At 65.2% G+C, this 13,638-nt stretch carries 12 protein-coding genes; 10 read left to right on the forward strand and 2 right to left on the reverse strand.

The genetic code is table 11. The annotated features are described in order from the left end of the window. The first annotated feature begins 48 nt into the window (after positions 1-48). From KVG96_RS04765 to KVG96_RS04780, 4 genes are read left to right on the forward strand one after another with little or no spacing between them, the layout of a single operon-like run. Positions 49-519, forward strand: a complete 471-nt coding sequence (locus KVG96_RS04765) for a (2Fe-2S)-binding protein (protein WP_217891018.1) — start codon at positions 49-51, stop codon at positions 517-519. Then, the gene (locus KVG96_RS04770; RefSeq protein WP_217891019.1) at positions 516-2,837 is read left to right on the forward strand and encodes a xanthine dehydrogenase family protein molybdopterin-binding subunit; all 2,322 of its coding nucleotides are present in this window, start codon (positions 516-518) and stop codon (positions 2,835-2,837) included. The genes KVG96_RS04765 and KVG96_RS04770 overlap by 4 nt, the downstream gene beginning before the upstream one ends. After that, positions 2,837-3,817: an XdhC family protein gene (locus tag KVG96_RS04775; protein WP_217891020.1), complete on the forward strand. Its 981-nt coding sequence runs from the start codon at positions 2,837-2,839 to the stop codon at positions 3,815-3,817. Before KVG96_RS04770 ends, KVG96_RS04775 begins: the two co-directional genes overlap by 1 nt. Beyond that, a complete protein-coding gene (locus tag KVG96_RS04780) occupies positions 3,814-4,410 on the forward strand; it encodes a nucleotidyltransferase family protein (protein WP_217891021.1) in 597 nt (198 codons plus the stop codon). The genes KVG96_RS04775 and KVG96_RS04780 overlap by 4 nt, the downstream gene beginning before the upstream one ends. Positions 4,411-4,584: 174 nt before the next feature. On the opposite strand, the gene rne is transcribed toward KVG96_RS04780, so the two are convergent. Beyond that, complete coding sequence (gene rne, locus KVG96_RS04785; protein ID WP_217891022.1) at positions 4,585-7,830, reverse strand: ribonuclease E; 3,246 nt, start codon at positions 7,828-7,830, stop codon at positions 4,585-4,587. A 698-nt stretch (positions 7,831-8,528) separates the two neighbouring features. Between rne and rluC the strand changes: the two genes are divergently transcribed. Genes rluC through KVG96_RS04800 form a run of 3 tightly spaced genes read left to right on the forward strand, consistent with a single transcriptional unit; the run spans position 8,529 to position 11,151 of the window. Then, positions 8,529-9,488 (forward strand): 23S rRNA pseudouridine(955/2504/2580) synthase RluC, encoded by a 960-nt coding sequence (rluC, locus tag KVG96_RS04790; RefSeq protein WP_085629685.1) that lies wholly within the window; start codon positions 8,529-8,531, stop codon positions 9,486-9,488. Next, a complete protein-coding gene (locus KVG96_RS04795) occupies positions 9,475-10,137 on the forward strand; it encodes an HAD-IA family hydrolase (protein WP_217891023.1) in 663 nt (220 codons plus the stop codon). The genes rluC and KVG96_RS04795 overlap by 14 nt, the downstream gene beginning before the upstream one ends. Before the next feature lie 24 nt (positions 10,138-10,161). Continuing rightward, entirely contained in the window at positions 10,162-11,151 is a 990-nt protein-coding gene (locus KVG96_RS04800; protein WP_217891024.1) for a S49 family peptidase, read from the forward strand. Between the two features lie 47 nt (positions 11,152-11,198). Here the strand turns inward: KVG96_RS04800 and KVG96_RS04805 are convergent, their stop codons facing one another. Further along, complete coding sequence (locus KVG96_RS04805) at positions 11,199-11,777, reverse strand: Maf family protein (protein WP_217891025.1); 579 nt, start codon at positions 11,775-11,777, stop codon at positions 11,199-11,201. A gap of 106 nt (positions 11,778-11,883) precedes the next feature. Between KVG96_RS04805 and KVG96_RS04810 the strand changes: the two genes are divergently transcribed. From KVG96_RS04810 to plsX, 3 genes are read left to right on the forward strand one after another with little or no spacing between them, the layout of a single operon-like run. Next, positions 11,884-12,411: a YceD family protein gene (locus tag KVG96_RS04810; RefSeq protein WP_085578123.1), complete on the forward strand. Its 528-nt coding sequence runs from the start codon at positions 11,884-11,886 to the stop codon at positions 12,409-12,411. Positions 12,412-12,424: 13 nt separating this feature from the next. Further along, positions 12,425-12,607 (forward strand): 50S ribosomal protein L32, encoded by a 183-nt coding sequence (gene rpmF / locus KVG96_RS04815; RefSeq protein WP_009406838.1) that lies wholly within the window; start codon positions 12,425-12,427, stop codon positions 12,605-12,607. A gap of 4 nt (positions 12,608-12,611) precedes the next feature. Next, on the forward strand, positions 12,612-13,622 hold the full coding sequence (gene plsX, locus KVG96_RS04820; protein ID WP_217891026.1) for a phosphate acyltransferase PlsX: 1,011 nt from the start codon (positions 12,612-12,614) through the stop codon (positions 13,620-13,622). The last annotated feature ends 16 nt before the right edge of the window (positions 13,623-13,638 follow it).

The raw sequence follows: 13,638 nt of genomic DNA on the forward strand, positions 1-13,638 counted from the left end.
CGGCAGATTGCTCGACCCCATAACCTCCATGAATATGCGGGCGTGCCCATGATTACCCTGAAGCTCAACGGTCAAGACCATCAACTCGACGTCGGCGAAGACATGCCGCTGCTGTGGGCGATCCGCGACGTCGCCGGCTACAGCGGCACCAAGTTCGGCTGCGGCATGGGCCTGTGCGGCGCGTGCACCATCCATATCGACGGCTCGCCCGCCCGCAGCTGCATCACGCCGATCGGATCGGTGGCCGGGCAGGACGTGACCACCCTCGACAACCTGCATGCCGACCCTGTGGGCCGGATCGTCCAGCAGGCCTGGCTCGACACCGCCGTGGCCCAGTGCGGCTACTGCCAGGGCGGGCAGATCATGTCCGCCACCGCATTGCTTAAGGTAAACCCGAACCCCAGCGACGAGCAGATCGAAGAGGCGATGGTCGGTAACATTTGCCGCTGCGGCACTTACAACCGGATCAAGACCGCCATCCGCCAGGCGTCCACCCACCTGAAGGAGGCCAAGGCATGAGCCGTCTACCGAGCGATTTCGCCCTGAGCAATCTCAGTCGCCGGGGCTTTCTCAAAGGCGTCGGCGCGACCGGCGCCCTGGTGCTGGCGGCGAGCTGGGGCTGGCAGGACGCCCTGGCCGAGGACAAACCCAAGCAGTTCGGCGCCGACGGCATGCCCAACGGCTGGGTGGACGATCCGAAGGTCTACGTCAGCATTGCCGCCGACGGCACGGTGACCGTGGTGTGCAACCGTTCGGAAATGGGCCAGGGCGTGCGCACCAGCCTGAGCCTGGTGGTCGCCGATGAGCTGGAGGCCGACTGGGCCCACGTGAAGGTGCAGCAGGCGCCGGGCGATGAAGTGCGTTTCGGCAACCAGGACACCGACGGTTCGCGCAGCATGCGCCACTGGTACGAGCCGATGCGCCGTTGCGGCGCCGCCGCCCGCACGATGCTCGAACAGGCGGCCGCCACCCAGTGGAAGGTGCCCGTGAGCGAATGCCATGCGCAGCTGCACAAGGTCATTCACCAACCGTCCGGGCGCGAGCTGGGCTACGGCGAGCTCGCTGCCGCCGCCAGCGCGTTGGCGGTGCCGGCCCGTGACAGCCTGCGGCTCAAGCAGCCGTCGGAGTTCCGCTACATCGGCAAGGAGGGCACCAAAGCCATCGACGGCGCCGACATCGTCAACGGCCGCGCCGTGTACGGGGCCGACGTGCATTTCGACGGCATGCTGTTCGCCGTCATCGCCCGGCCGGCGGTGTATGGCGGCACCGTCCGCGCGGTGGACGACAGCGCCGCGCTGAAGGTGCCGGGGGTGCTCAAGGTCATCTGGATCGAAGGCCGTCCGTTGCCTTCGGAGTTCCAGCCGCTGGGTGGCGTCGCCGTGGTGGCCAGCAACACCTGGGCGGCGCTCAAGGGCCGCGAAGCCCTGAAGATCGAGTGGGACGACGGGCCCAATGCCAGCTACGACTCGGTGGCCTACCGCAAGACGCTGGAAGCCGCTTCGCTGAAGCCGGGCAAGGTGGTGCGCAACACCGGCGACGTCGACAAGGCCATCGCCGGAGCGGCCGGCACCCTGGAAGCCTCCTATTACCTGCCGCACCTGGCGCAGGCGCCGATGGAGCCGATGGTCGCCGTCGCCCGCTACAAGGACGGCACCTGCCAAGCCTGGGCGCCGAGCCAGGCGCCCCAGGTCACCCGCGAGCGGATCGCCGAGCGTCTGGGGCTGCCGTTCGACAACGTCACCTTCAACGTCACCCTGCTCGGCGGCGGCTTTGGCCGCAAATCCAAGCCGGACTTCGTGATCGAAGCCGCGATCCTGGCCAAGGAATTCCCCGGCAAAGCGGTGCGGGTGCAGTGGACGCGGGAAGACGACATCCATCATTCGTATTTCCACACCGTCTCTGCCGAGTACCTCAAGGCCGGCGTGGGCAAGGACGGCTTGCCGTCCGCCTGGCTGCACCGCACGGTGGCGCCGAGCATCAGCGCATTGTTCGCGCCGGGCATGAACCACGAGGCGGCATTCGAGCTGGGCATGGGCTTCACCAACATGGCGTACGCGATCCCCAACGTACGCCTGGAGAACCCTGAAGCCGCCGTGCACACCCGGGTGGGCTGGTATCGCTCGGTGTCCAACATTCCCCATGGCTTCGCGATCCAGAGCTTCGTCGATGAACTGGCGCACAGGGCCGCTGAGGATCCGCTCCAGTACCAGGTCAGGCTGCTCGGCCCGGACCGGCAGATCGACCCGCGCACCCTGAGCGAAGAGTGGAACTACGGCGAATCCCCGGAGCGCTATCCGATCGACACCGGGCGCATGCGCACGGTGCTGGAAACCGCAGCCAAGGCCGCCGGCTGGGGCCGCAAGCTGCCCAAAGGGCGCGGGCTGGGGCTGGCGGTGCATTACAGCTTCGTCACCTACGTGGCGGCGGTGATCGAGGTGGAGGTCAAGGACGACGGCACGCTGATCGTGCACAAGGCCGACATCGCCGTGGACTGCGGACCGCAGATCAACCCCGAGCGGATCCGCTCGCAGTTCGAAGGGGCCTGTGTGATGGGGCTGGGCAATGCCGTGTGGGGCGAAATCAGCTTCAAGGACGGCAAGGTGCAGCAGGACAACTTCCATATGTATGAAGTGGCGCGCATGTCCCTGGCGCCGAAGGAGGTGGCGGTGCACCTGGTCACGCCGCCGGGCGAGGTGCCGCTGGGCGGCGTCGGCGAACCGGGCGTGCCGCCGATTGCGCCGGCGCTGTGCAACGCGATCTTCGCCGCCACCGGCCGGCGGATCCGCAGCCTGCCGGTGCGCTACCAGCTGCAGGGCTGGCAAAAGGCGCAGGCGTGATGGACAGCGTCGATCTCAACGTCCTGCGCAGCGTGCTCCAGTGGCGCCGCGCCGGGCAACGGGTGGTGCTGTTCAGCGTGGTGCAGACCTGGGGCACCGCGCCCCGGGCGCCCGGCGCGATGCTGGCGCTGCGTGAGGATGGCGTGGTGATCGGCTCGGTGTCCGGCGGTTGCGTCGAGGACGATCTGATCGCCCGTCTGCACGACGGCCGGATCCCTGCCGGCGGGCCGCCGGTGCAGTTGATCACCTATGGCGTGACCCAGGAGGAGGCGGCCCGCTTCGGCCTGCCTTGCGGCGGCACCTTGCGCCTGACCGAGGAGCGGGTCGGTGATCCGGCCTGGGTCGCCGAATTGATCGCCCGTTGCGATAACCATGAAATCGTTGCCCGGACACTGAATGTCGAGACGGGTGAGGTGACGTTGCAGGCGGCCGGCAAGCACGACTCGCTGGCCTTCGACGGCCGGATCCTGCGCGCGATCTATGGCCCGCGCTGGCGGCTGTTGCTGATCGGCGCCGGGCAACTGTCGCGTTATGTGGCCGAGATGGCGCGGCTGCTGGATTTCGAAGTGCTGGTCTGCGATCCGCGCACGGAGTTCGTGCAGGATTGGGAAGAGTTGCACGGGCGGTTCATCCCCGGCATGCCGGATGACGCCGTGCTGAGCATCCAGGCCGATGAACGCACGGCGATTGTGGCCTTGACCCACGACCCGCGCCTCGACGACATGGCGTTGCTCACGGCGCTCGACTCCAGGGCGTTTTACGTCGGCGCCCTCGGCTCGCGGGTCAACAGCCGCAAACGGCGCGACAACCTGGCTGAGCTAGGCTTGTCGGAACAGGCCATCGCCCGCTTGCACGGTCCGATCGGCCTGCCCATCGGCAGCCATTCCCCGGCGGAGATCGCCTTGTCGTTGCTGGCGGAAATCGTGGCTCTGAAAAACGGCGCCGGGCAGAAACAGAAAGAGGCAATGGAGAGCGTATGAGTCGATCCATCGGCGTGATTGTGCTCGCGGCAGGCGAGGGCAGACGGTTTCGCGAAGTGGCAGGGGCCGACAAGGACAAGCTGCTGGCCGATTGCACCGGGCGTGACGGCGCGGTGCGTTCGGTGATCGAGCAGGCGCTGGTGAATCTGCCGGCGGAACTCGACAGGCGCGTGCTGGTGACCACTGAAGCGCGCCCGCAAGCCATGCGCATGGCCCAGGCCTATGGCTGTGACATCGTTTCGATCGAGTCCACCGGGATGGGCGACAGCATTGCGGCAGGGGTTGCGGCATGTCCTGATCTGGACGGTTGGCTGATTGTGCTGGGCGACATGCCGTTCATCCTGCCGTCGAGCATCGAGCGGGTGGTGGCTGCCATCGCTGACGATGGCGTCAGTGTGCCGGTGTTCAACGGCGAGTACGGGCATCCGGTCGGATTTGGCCGCGTGTTCGGGCCGAAGTTGCAGGCGTTGTCCGGCGATCGGGGCGCCAGGCCGTTGTTTGTCCAAGGGCGGGTGGTGGAGGTGGCGGTGGATGATCCCGGGGTGTTGTGGGACATCGATGTGCCCCAGGCGTTGCTTTTCACGCCATCCTGACGTGCCCCTGCAGGAGCGAGCCTGCTCGCGATAGCACTGGATCAGTGACGCCAATGCCGACTGATGCACCCCTATCACGAGCCGGCTCGCTCCTACAGGGGGATTCGCAGTTCGCGCAGGCAATAAAAAGCCCCGCCTGGATCACCAGGCGGGGCTTTTTAACGGCTGTCGGAATCAGACGAGCGGTTTGCTCTCGTGTTCTTTTTCCTCGGACCGTTCGTGTTGCTCGACCGCTTCCTGTACGGAGCGCGGCGCTTCGTCGATCACGGACTCAACCGGCGCAGCGGCTTCTTCGGCGACCGGGGCAGGGGCTGCCTCGACCACGGTTTCGGCGACCGGCTCTACGGCGGCAACGGTTGCGGCAGCGGCGGCTGCTGCAGCTGCTTCGGCTTCACGCTTGCGGCGACGCACTTCACGTGGATCGTTCGGTGCGCGGCCGCTCGGGCTCAGGGCGCTGGCCGGAGCCGCTTCTACCGCAGGTGCGGGTGCTTCGGCAACGACTGGCGCCTCTTCAACCGCTGGAGCCGGCTCGACAGCCACTTCCTCTACCTTGGCTTCTTCAACCGGCGCTGCTTCAACGGCAGGCGCAGGCGCTTCGGCCTCGGCAGGTTCGGCAGCAGGCTCGGCGGCCCAGTTGAATGCGGTCTGCTCTTCGCGGACTTCACGCACGGTTTCGGTCACGGTCTCAGCGACGGTTTCGACGACCGACTCTTCGACAACGACCGGCGCCTCGACGACAGCGGCTGGTTCGGCGACCGCTTCAGCCTGAGGCTGTTCTTCGCGGGCCGGAGCCACTTCGACTTCCGGTGCGGCAATCACTTCTACCGGCGAGGTCGCTTCGACGACCGGCGCTTCCACTGGCGCAGCGTCCTGAACGGCGGCGGTGGCGCGCTCAGCCTGCTCGTTGGCCTCGGCTTCGGCCGGTGCGCTGATCACGGTGCCGGCGACGGCAGCGGTGACCGCCAGGCCGGCGGCCAGGTCGGCAGCGGCTGGGGTCGGTACGTTTTCGCCGGATTCGGACTCTTCCGAACCTTCGATCACGTTGCCGTTGGCATCACGCTGACGCTCGCGACGGTTGCTGCGACGGCGCTGGCCACGGGAACGACGGCGTGGGCGGTCGCCTTCGGCGCTTTCCGAACCGTCTTCCGGCAGTTGCTCTTCGCCGACGACCGGTTGTGCGTTCAGTTCCTCTTCCGCCACGGCGGCAGCGGCCTGCTCGGCACGCGGTTGACGCTCTTCGCGCGGAGGACGCGGTGCACGCTCTTCGCGTGGCTGGCGCGCCGGACGCTCTTCAGCGGTGGCGGCGGCCGGTGCGGCATCCAGAGGCTCGCGCAGTTCGCGTACGCGCTCTTCGCGTTCGCCGCGTGGCTTGCGGTCTTCGCGCGGTGCACGTGGGGCACGTTCTTCACGCGGGGCACGCGGTGCGCGCTCTTCGCGGGCGGCCGGCGCATCGTCACGGGATTCGCGAGGCTCACGCAGTTCACGTGGCTCACGGGCTTCGCGTGGCTGACGCTCTTCACGAGGCTCGCGCGGTGCGCGTTCTTCACGTGGAGCGCGCTCTTCGCGCGGCTTGCGGTCTTCGTCGCGGCGACCGTTACGGTTGCGGCTCTGTTGACGGCCGTTGCGGCGTTCTTCGTTGCGGGCAGGGCGTTCGGTGGCCGGTTTTTCGACCGCGACCGGAGCGGCAGGCTCTTCCTTGCTGGCGAACAGGCTGACCAGGGACTTCACCAGGCCCTTGAACAGGCTTGGCTCAGGCGCAGCGACAGGGGCCGGGGCCACAGGAGCCGGGGCGGCGGCTTCGGTCGGAACCGGAGCGTTGGCGCGGGCCGGAGCGGTCTTGACGGCCGCTTCCTGGCGCACCAGGGTGCGGGTCGCAGCGGTCGGCTGGGCTTCTTCGGCTTCAGCGGCCGCAGCGGCGATTTCGTAGCTGGACTGGCTGTTCGCCGCTTCCGGGTTGTCGTCGCGCAGGCGCTGAACTTCGAAATGCGGGGTTTCGAGGTGGTCGTTCGGCAGGATGACGATGCGGGCGCGGGTGCGCAGTTCGATCTTGGTGATCGAGTTGCGTTTTTCGTTGAGCAGGAACGCCGCCACCGGGATCGGCACCTGGGCGCGGACTTCGGCGGTGCGGTCTTTCAGGGCTTCTTCTTCGATCAGGCGCAGGATCGCCAGGGACAGCGACTCGACGTCACGGATGATGCCGGTGCCGCTGCAGCGCGGGCAGACGATGCCGCTGCTTTCGCCCAGGGACGGACGCAGGCGCTGACGGGACATCTCCAGCAGGCCGAAGCGCGAGATGCGGCCGATCTGCACGCGGGCGCGGTCGGCTTCCAGGCATTCGCGGACTTTCTCTTCCACGGCGCGCTGGTTCTTGGCCGGGGTCATGTCGATGAAGTCGATGACGATCAGGCCGCCGATGTCGCGCAGGCGCAGCTGACGGGCGATCTCTTCGGCGGCTTCGAGGTTGGTCTGCAGGGCGGTCTCTTCGATGTCGCTGCCTTTGGTGGCGCGCGCCGAGTTGATGTCGATGGACACCAGGGCTTCGGTCGGATCGATGACGATGGAGCCGCCGGACGGCAGTTCGACGACGCGCTGGAAAGCGGTTTCGATCTGGCTTTCGATCTGGAAGCGGTTGAACAGCGGCACGCTGTCTTCGTACAGCTTGATCTTGCTGGCGTACTGCGGCATCACCTGACGGATGAAGGTCAGGGCTTCGTCCTGGGCTTCGACGCTGTCGATCAGCACTTCGCCGATGTCCTGGCGCAGGTAGTCGCGGATGGCGCGGATGATGACGTTGCTTTCCTGGTAGATCAGGAACGGCGCGGAACGGTCCAGCGAGGCTTCCTTGATGGCGGTCCACAGCTGCAGCAGGTAGTCGAGGTCCCACTGCATCTCTTCGCTGCTGCGGCCGAGGCCGGCGGTGCGCACGATCAGGCCCATGTCGGCCGGGGCCACCAGGCCGTTCAGCGCTTCGCGCAGCTCGTTGCGCTCTTCGCCTTCGATGCGGCGGGAGATGCCGCCCGCGCGCGGGTTGTTCGGCATCAGGACGAGGTAACGGCCGGCCAGGCTGATGAAGGTGGTCAGGGCGGCGCCCTTGTTGCCACGCTCTTCTTTCTCGACCTGGACGATGACTTCCTGGCCTTCGCTCAGGACGTCCTTGATGTTGACGCGGCCTTCGGGGGCTTTCTTGAAGTATTCGCGGGAAATTTCTTTGAGGGGCAGGAAGCCGTGGCGCTCGGAGCCGAAATCGACGAAGGCGGCCTCCAGGCTTGGCTCGATGCGAGTGATGCGGCCCTTGTAGATGTTGGCCTTCTTCTGCTCGCGGGCACCGGACTCGATGTCCAGGTCGTAGAGGCGCTGGCCGTCTACCAGGGCAACACGCAACTCTTCGGGTTGAGTTGCGTTAATCAGCATTCTTTTCATGTAGTACCGTCGGTTTCCGGGCTGCCGGAAACGGCGTTCGGCACACACGACTTCTCACGGTCGGTGTCAGGTGCGTCGGGAGTGGCTGGCCATTCCCGTGTCCAGCGATGTCCGGCCTGTGGCGCGGGTATCGCGACGTACGCGTCCTGCTTGCTGTGGCTACTTAAGCACTCAGTCAGGAGGAGGAATCAACCGGCGGCTGCGGACGGGATAAAGCGTCTTGATAAAGCCTGTCGCTACGCAGTCCAGCGGTTGTGCATCTCCACCCTACACGTATCCCTGATAATTCGGGTGCTGCCGCGCGCAGAATCCGCAGCGGGTTGGCATTTACCGTGAGCTCCGGTTTGGGGAGGTCACGCATCATGGCTTTTCAGGCGATGTTTCCGACGCCTTCGCTCGGGGTCATCCGCAGACGACTGCACTTTGTGAACTGGCCATGAATATGGCGCGCCTGGCGAGTGGAAACTCTGCCTGGCGGCGTGAATCAGGCCTCATGTCACCTGCGCTCGTTGCATCTGCAAACTCCACCGTTACGTAGCGAAAGCCCCGTAGGACGGCCTTGCGTCCTGGTGAATTGCGTTGGTCAGGGCCGGTCTTTGACCGTGGTTCCGCTGTCCAGGCCGCTTTTGGCGGCGTTCGCGACTATAGCAGCAATGATTAAGTGCTTCAATTCCATAAAAATTGTTATCATCCGCGCCATGACGACTACGACCCCTCCGACTTCCGGCGTTCAAATGCTTGAGGTCTCGCCGGAATATGCCGGCCAACGAATCGACAATTTCCTTCTCGCCCGCCTCAAGGGCGTGCCCAAGACATTGATTTACCGCATTTTGCGCAAGGGCGAAGTGCGCGTGAACAAGGGGCGGATCAAACCTGAGTACAAGCTGCAGGCCGGTGATGTGGTGCGCGTTCCGCCGGTTCGCGTGCCTGAGCGCGACGAGCCCGTGCCGGTCGCCCAGGGCCTGCTGCAACGCCTGGAAGAGTCGATCGTCTACGAAGACAAGGCCCTGATCGTGATCAACAAGCCTGCCGGCATTGCGGTCCACGGCGGCAGCGGGCTGAACTTCGGCGTGATCGAGGCCTTTCGTCAGTTGCGTCCGGATGCCAAGGAGCTGGAGCTGGTGCACCGCCTCGACCGCGACACCTCCGGCCTGCTGATGATCGCCAAGAAACGCAGCATGCTGCGCCATCTGCACGAGCAACTGCGCGGCGACGGCGTCGACAAGCGGTATATGGCGCTGGTGCGCGGCCATTGGGCCACGTCGATCAAGCAGGTGCGTGCGCCGTTGCTCAAGAGCAACCTGCGTTCCGGTGAGCGCATGGTCGAGGTCAACGACGAGGGCAAGGAGGCGTTGACCGTGTTCAAGGTGCTGCGCCGCTTCGGCGAGTTCGCCACCATGGTCGAGGCCAAGCCGGTGACCGGGCGTACCCACCAGATCCGCGTGCACACCCTGCATGCCGGGCATTGCATCGCCGGCGACAGCAAGTACGGCGATGACGATTTCACCAAGGAAATCCGCGAGCTGGGCGGCAAGCGTCTGTTTCTGCATGCGTACATGCTGACGGTGCCGCTGCCAGACGGCGGTGAACTGAAATTGCAGGCCCCGGTGGACGACATGTGGGCCAAGACCGTGGAGCGACTCAGTGCGGCACCCTGACTATGAGCTGCTGATCTTCGATTGGGACGGCACGCTGGCCGATTCCATCGGTCGGATCGTCGAGGCGATGCACGTCGCCTCCGAGCGTTCCGGCTTTGAACTGCGCGATGATTCTGCCGTCAAGGGCATCATCGGGCTGGGGTTGCCCGAGGCGATCCGCACCCTGTACCCGGAGATCGGCGATGACGAACTGATCGCGTTCCGCGGGCACTACGCCGATCACTACATCGCTGCCGAAGCCGTGCCTTCGCCGCTGTTCGAAGGCGTGGCCGAATCGCTGGAGTCGTTCCGCGCCGACGGTTACCGCCTGGCGGTGGCGACCGGCAAGGCCCGGCGCGGCCTGGATCGGGTGTTGAGGGCGCATGGCTGGGAAGATTATTTCGATATCACCCGCGCCGCCGACGAGACCGCGAGCAAGCCGCACCCGCTGATGTTGGAGCAGATCCTCGCCCATTGCGGCGTGGAGCCTGCGCAGGCGCTGATGGTCGGGGACTCTTCCTTCGATCTGCAGATGGCGCGCAACGCCGGCATGGGCTCGGTGGCGGTCAGTTACGGCGCTCAGCCGGTCGAGGCGTTGCAGGTGTTCGAGCCGCGCCTGACGATCGATCGCTTTTCCCAATTGCATGCCTGGCTGGGGCAGCAGGCCTAATACGTTTTCGCTGGGGTGGATGGCATGACCGACGAATGGAAAGCACCGGCCAAGGCAAGTGCCGACGACGGTGACGCAAAGAGCTGGAAGCTGCTGGAGAAGACCCTCCTGGCCAGCGTGCAGGAACAGCGCCGTTCGCGGCGCTGGGGGATCTTCTTCAAGCTGCTGACGTTCGTGTACCTGTTTGTCGCGTTGATCCTGTTCACGCCGCTGATGGACATGGAAAGGAGCGCCACCCGTGGCCCGAACTACACGGCGCTGATCGACATCAACGGCATGATCGCCGACAAAGAGCCCGCCAGTGCCGACAACATCGTCGGCAGCCTGAGGGCGGCGTTCGAGGACAAGAAGGTCAAGGGCGTGATCCTGCGGATCAACAGCCCGGGCGGCAGTCCGGTGCAGTCGGGGTACGTGTACGACGAGATCAAGCGTCTGCGCGGCCTCAATCCGGACACCAAGCTGTATGCGGTGATTTCCGACCTTGGGGCTTCCGGTGCCTACTACATCGCCAGCGCGGCGGACCAGATCTATGCCGACAAGGCCAGCCTGGTGGGCTCCATCGGCGTGACGGCGGCGGGTTATGGTTTCGTCGGCACGATGGAGAAACTGGGGGTCGAGCGGCGCACCTACACCTCCGGCGAGCACAAGTCGTTCCTGGATCCGTTCCAGCCGCAGAAGCCTGAAGAGACCGCGTTCTGGCAGGGTGTGCTGGACACCACGCATCAGCAGTTCATCAACAGCGTCAAGAAGGGGCGTGGCGACCGGCTCAAGGACAAGGAGCATCCTGAGCTCTTTTCCGGCCTGGTCTGGTCCGGCGAGCAGGCCTTGCCGCTGGGGTTGATCGACGGGCTGGGCAACGCCAGTTCGGTGGCCCGTGACGTGATCGGCGAAAAGGAACTGGTGGACTTTACGGTGCAGGAATCGCCGTTCGACCGTTTCTCCAAGAAGCTCGGCGCCAGCGTAGCCGAGCAGTTGGCGATGTGGATGGGCTTTCACGGCCCGTCGTTGCGCTGAGCGCTCGCTGACAGCGGAAACCGGCCTTGAGGGCCGGTTTTTTGTGGTTACGGGATTTGCACGCCTTCGGCCAGCAGCATGTCGGTCAGGCGGATCAGCGGCAGGCCGACCAGGCTGGTGGCGTCCGGGCCTTCGGTGCGCCGGAACAGGCTCACGCCCAGTCCTTCGGCCTTGAAGCTGCCGGCGCAGTCGTACGGCTGTTCGGCGCGCAGGTAGCGTTCGATGCGGGCCTCGTCCAGGGTGCGCATGTGCACGGTGAAAGGGACGCAGTCGATCTGGCAGTGGCCCGTGCGGCTGTTGAGCAGGGCCAGGCCGGTGAGGAAGGTGACGCTGGCGCCGCTGGCGGCCAGCAGTTGTTCGCGGGCCTTTTCGAAGGTGTGCGGCTTGCCGATGATCCGCTCGCCGAGCACGGCGACCTGGTCGGAGCCGATGATCAGGTGGTCGGGACGGCTGTCGGCGAGGGCGCGGGCCTTCTCTTCGGCGAGGCGCTTGACCAGCTCGAGGGCGGACTCGCCCGGGCGATGGCTTTCGTCGATGTCCGGCGAGCGGCAGGTGAACGGCAGGCGCAGGCGGCTGAGCAATTCCCGGCGGTACGTCGAGCTTGAAGCGAGTAATAAAGGCAGCATTCGCGTCTCCTGAGGCAGGGGCGGGATTCTAGCGGAGGCAGGCAACTGACGGACAGGGCGGAATTTCCTTTGACATGGGCGGGGGCATCCCTATAATGCTGCGCCTATGTTGAATGACCCGATTCCACCTCACGTTGACCCGCGCAAATTGGCTGATCGTGGCGCCACCCTTCAAGGTGAGCTGCTGCTGGCCGATTTGGAGAGACTCTGCGACCCGCTTTCCGACGATGTCGGTACGGTGCAGGCCAAATTCGTTTTTGAACGAGATGAACGTAACGCCGTGGTGATCCACAGCGTTATCGACACTGAAGTCAAAATGGTTTGCCAGCGTTGTCTTGAGCTGGTCACCCTGCCGATCCACAGCGAATGCAGTTACGCGGTGGTGAAGGAGGGTGCGAATACCCAGTCGTTACCGAAAGGTTATGACGTGCTGGAACTGGGCGAAGATCCTTTGGATCTGCAGTCACTGATCGAGGAAGAGCTTCTGCTCGCCTTGCCCATTGTGCCTGCTCATCATCCGGAAGAATGCCAGCAGCCGGCGGGCGCAGATGAGCCCGAGCCGAGCGAGGACGAGGTAACGCGGTCCAACCCGTTCAGTGTATTGGCGCAGTTAAAGCGTGACCCAAACGTTTAGGAGTTAATCAATTATGGCTGTTCAGCAGAACAAAAAATCCCGCTCTGCCCGTGACATGCGCCGTTCGCACGACGCTCTCGAGGCGAATGCTCTGTCCGTGGAAAAAACCACCGGTGAAGTACACCTGCGTCACCACGTATCGCCAGAAGGCGTATACCGTGGCCGTAAAGTGATCGACAAGGGCGCCGACGAGTAATCACTTGTCCGCTCAAGTCATCGCGATTGACGCAATGGGCGGGGACTTCGGTCCCCGCAGCATTGTTCAGGCCAGCCTTGCTTGCCTCTCCGCCACACCCTCGCTGCACCTGACCCTCGTCGGTCAACCCTCCCTGCTTGAAGAACTGCTCAGCGGCCAGTCGGCTGCGGATCGCGCGCGCCTGACGATCATGCCGGCGTCCGAAGTCGTCACCATGGACGAAAAACCCGCCCAGGCCCTGCGCGGCAAGCCAGACTCGTCGATGCGCGTCGCCCTTGAGCTGCTGCGCGACGGCAAGGCCCAGGCCTGCGTCAGCGCCGGCAACACCGGTGCGCTGATGGCGCTTTCCCGTTTCGTGCTCAAGACCTTGCCCGGCATCGACCGACCGGCGATGGTCGCCGCCATCCCGACCCAGAAAGGCTATTGCCAGTTGCTCGACCTGGGCGCCAACGTCGACTGCAGCGCCGAGCATCTGCTGCAGTTCGCGGTGATGGGCTCGGTGGCGGCGCAGACCCTGGGCATCGCACGTCCGCGGGTGGCGTTGCTGAACATCGGCACCGAAGACATCAAGGGCAACCAGCAGGTCAAGCTGGCGGCCACATTGCTGCAGGCGGCCCGGGGCATCCATTACGTCGGATTCGTCGAGGGGGACGGGCTGTACCGGGGCGAGGCGGATGTCGTGGTGTGCGACGGCTTCGTCGGCAACATCCTGCTCAAGTCCAGCGAAGGCCTGGCGGCGATGATCGCGGCGCGGATCGAGGCGCTGTTCAGGAAAAACCTGGCGTCCCGTGCGGTCGGCGCGCTGGCGTTGCCGTTGATGAAGCGTTTGCAGGCCGATCTGGCCCCGGCGCGGCACAACGGGGCGAGTTTTCTCGGGTTGCAGGGCATTGTGGTGAAAAGTCACGGTTCGGCAGGGGTGCAGGGCTTTCAGAGCGCGATTTCGCGCGCATTGATCGAGATTCAGGAGAATCTTCCCGAGCGCCTGCACGGCCGTCTGGGGGATTTGTTGTCTTAGGCGTTTTCGTCGGACA

The organism is Pseudomonas ekonensis, from assembly GCF_019145435.1.
Lineage (GTDB): Bacteria > Pseudomonadota > Gammaproteobacteria > Pseudomonadales > Pseudomonadaceae > Aquipseudomonas > Aquipseudomonas ekonensis.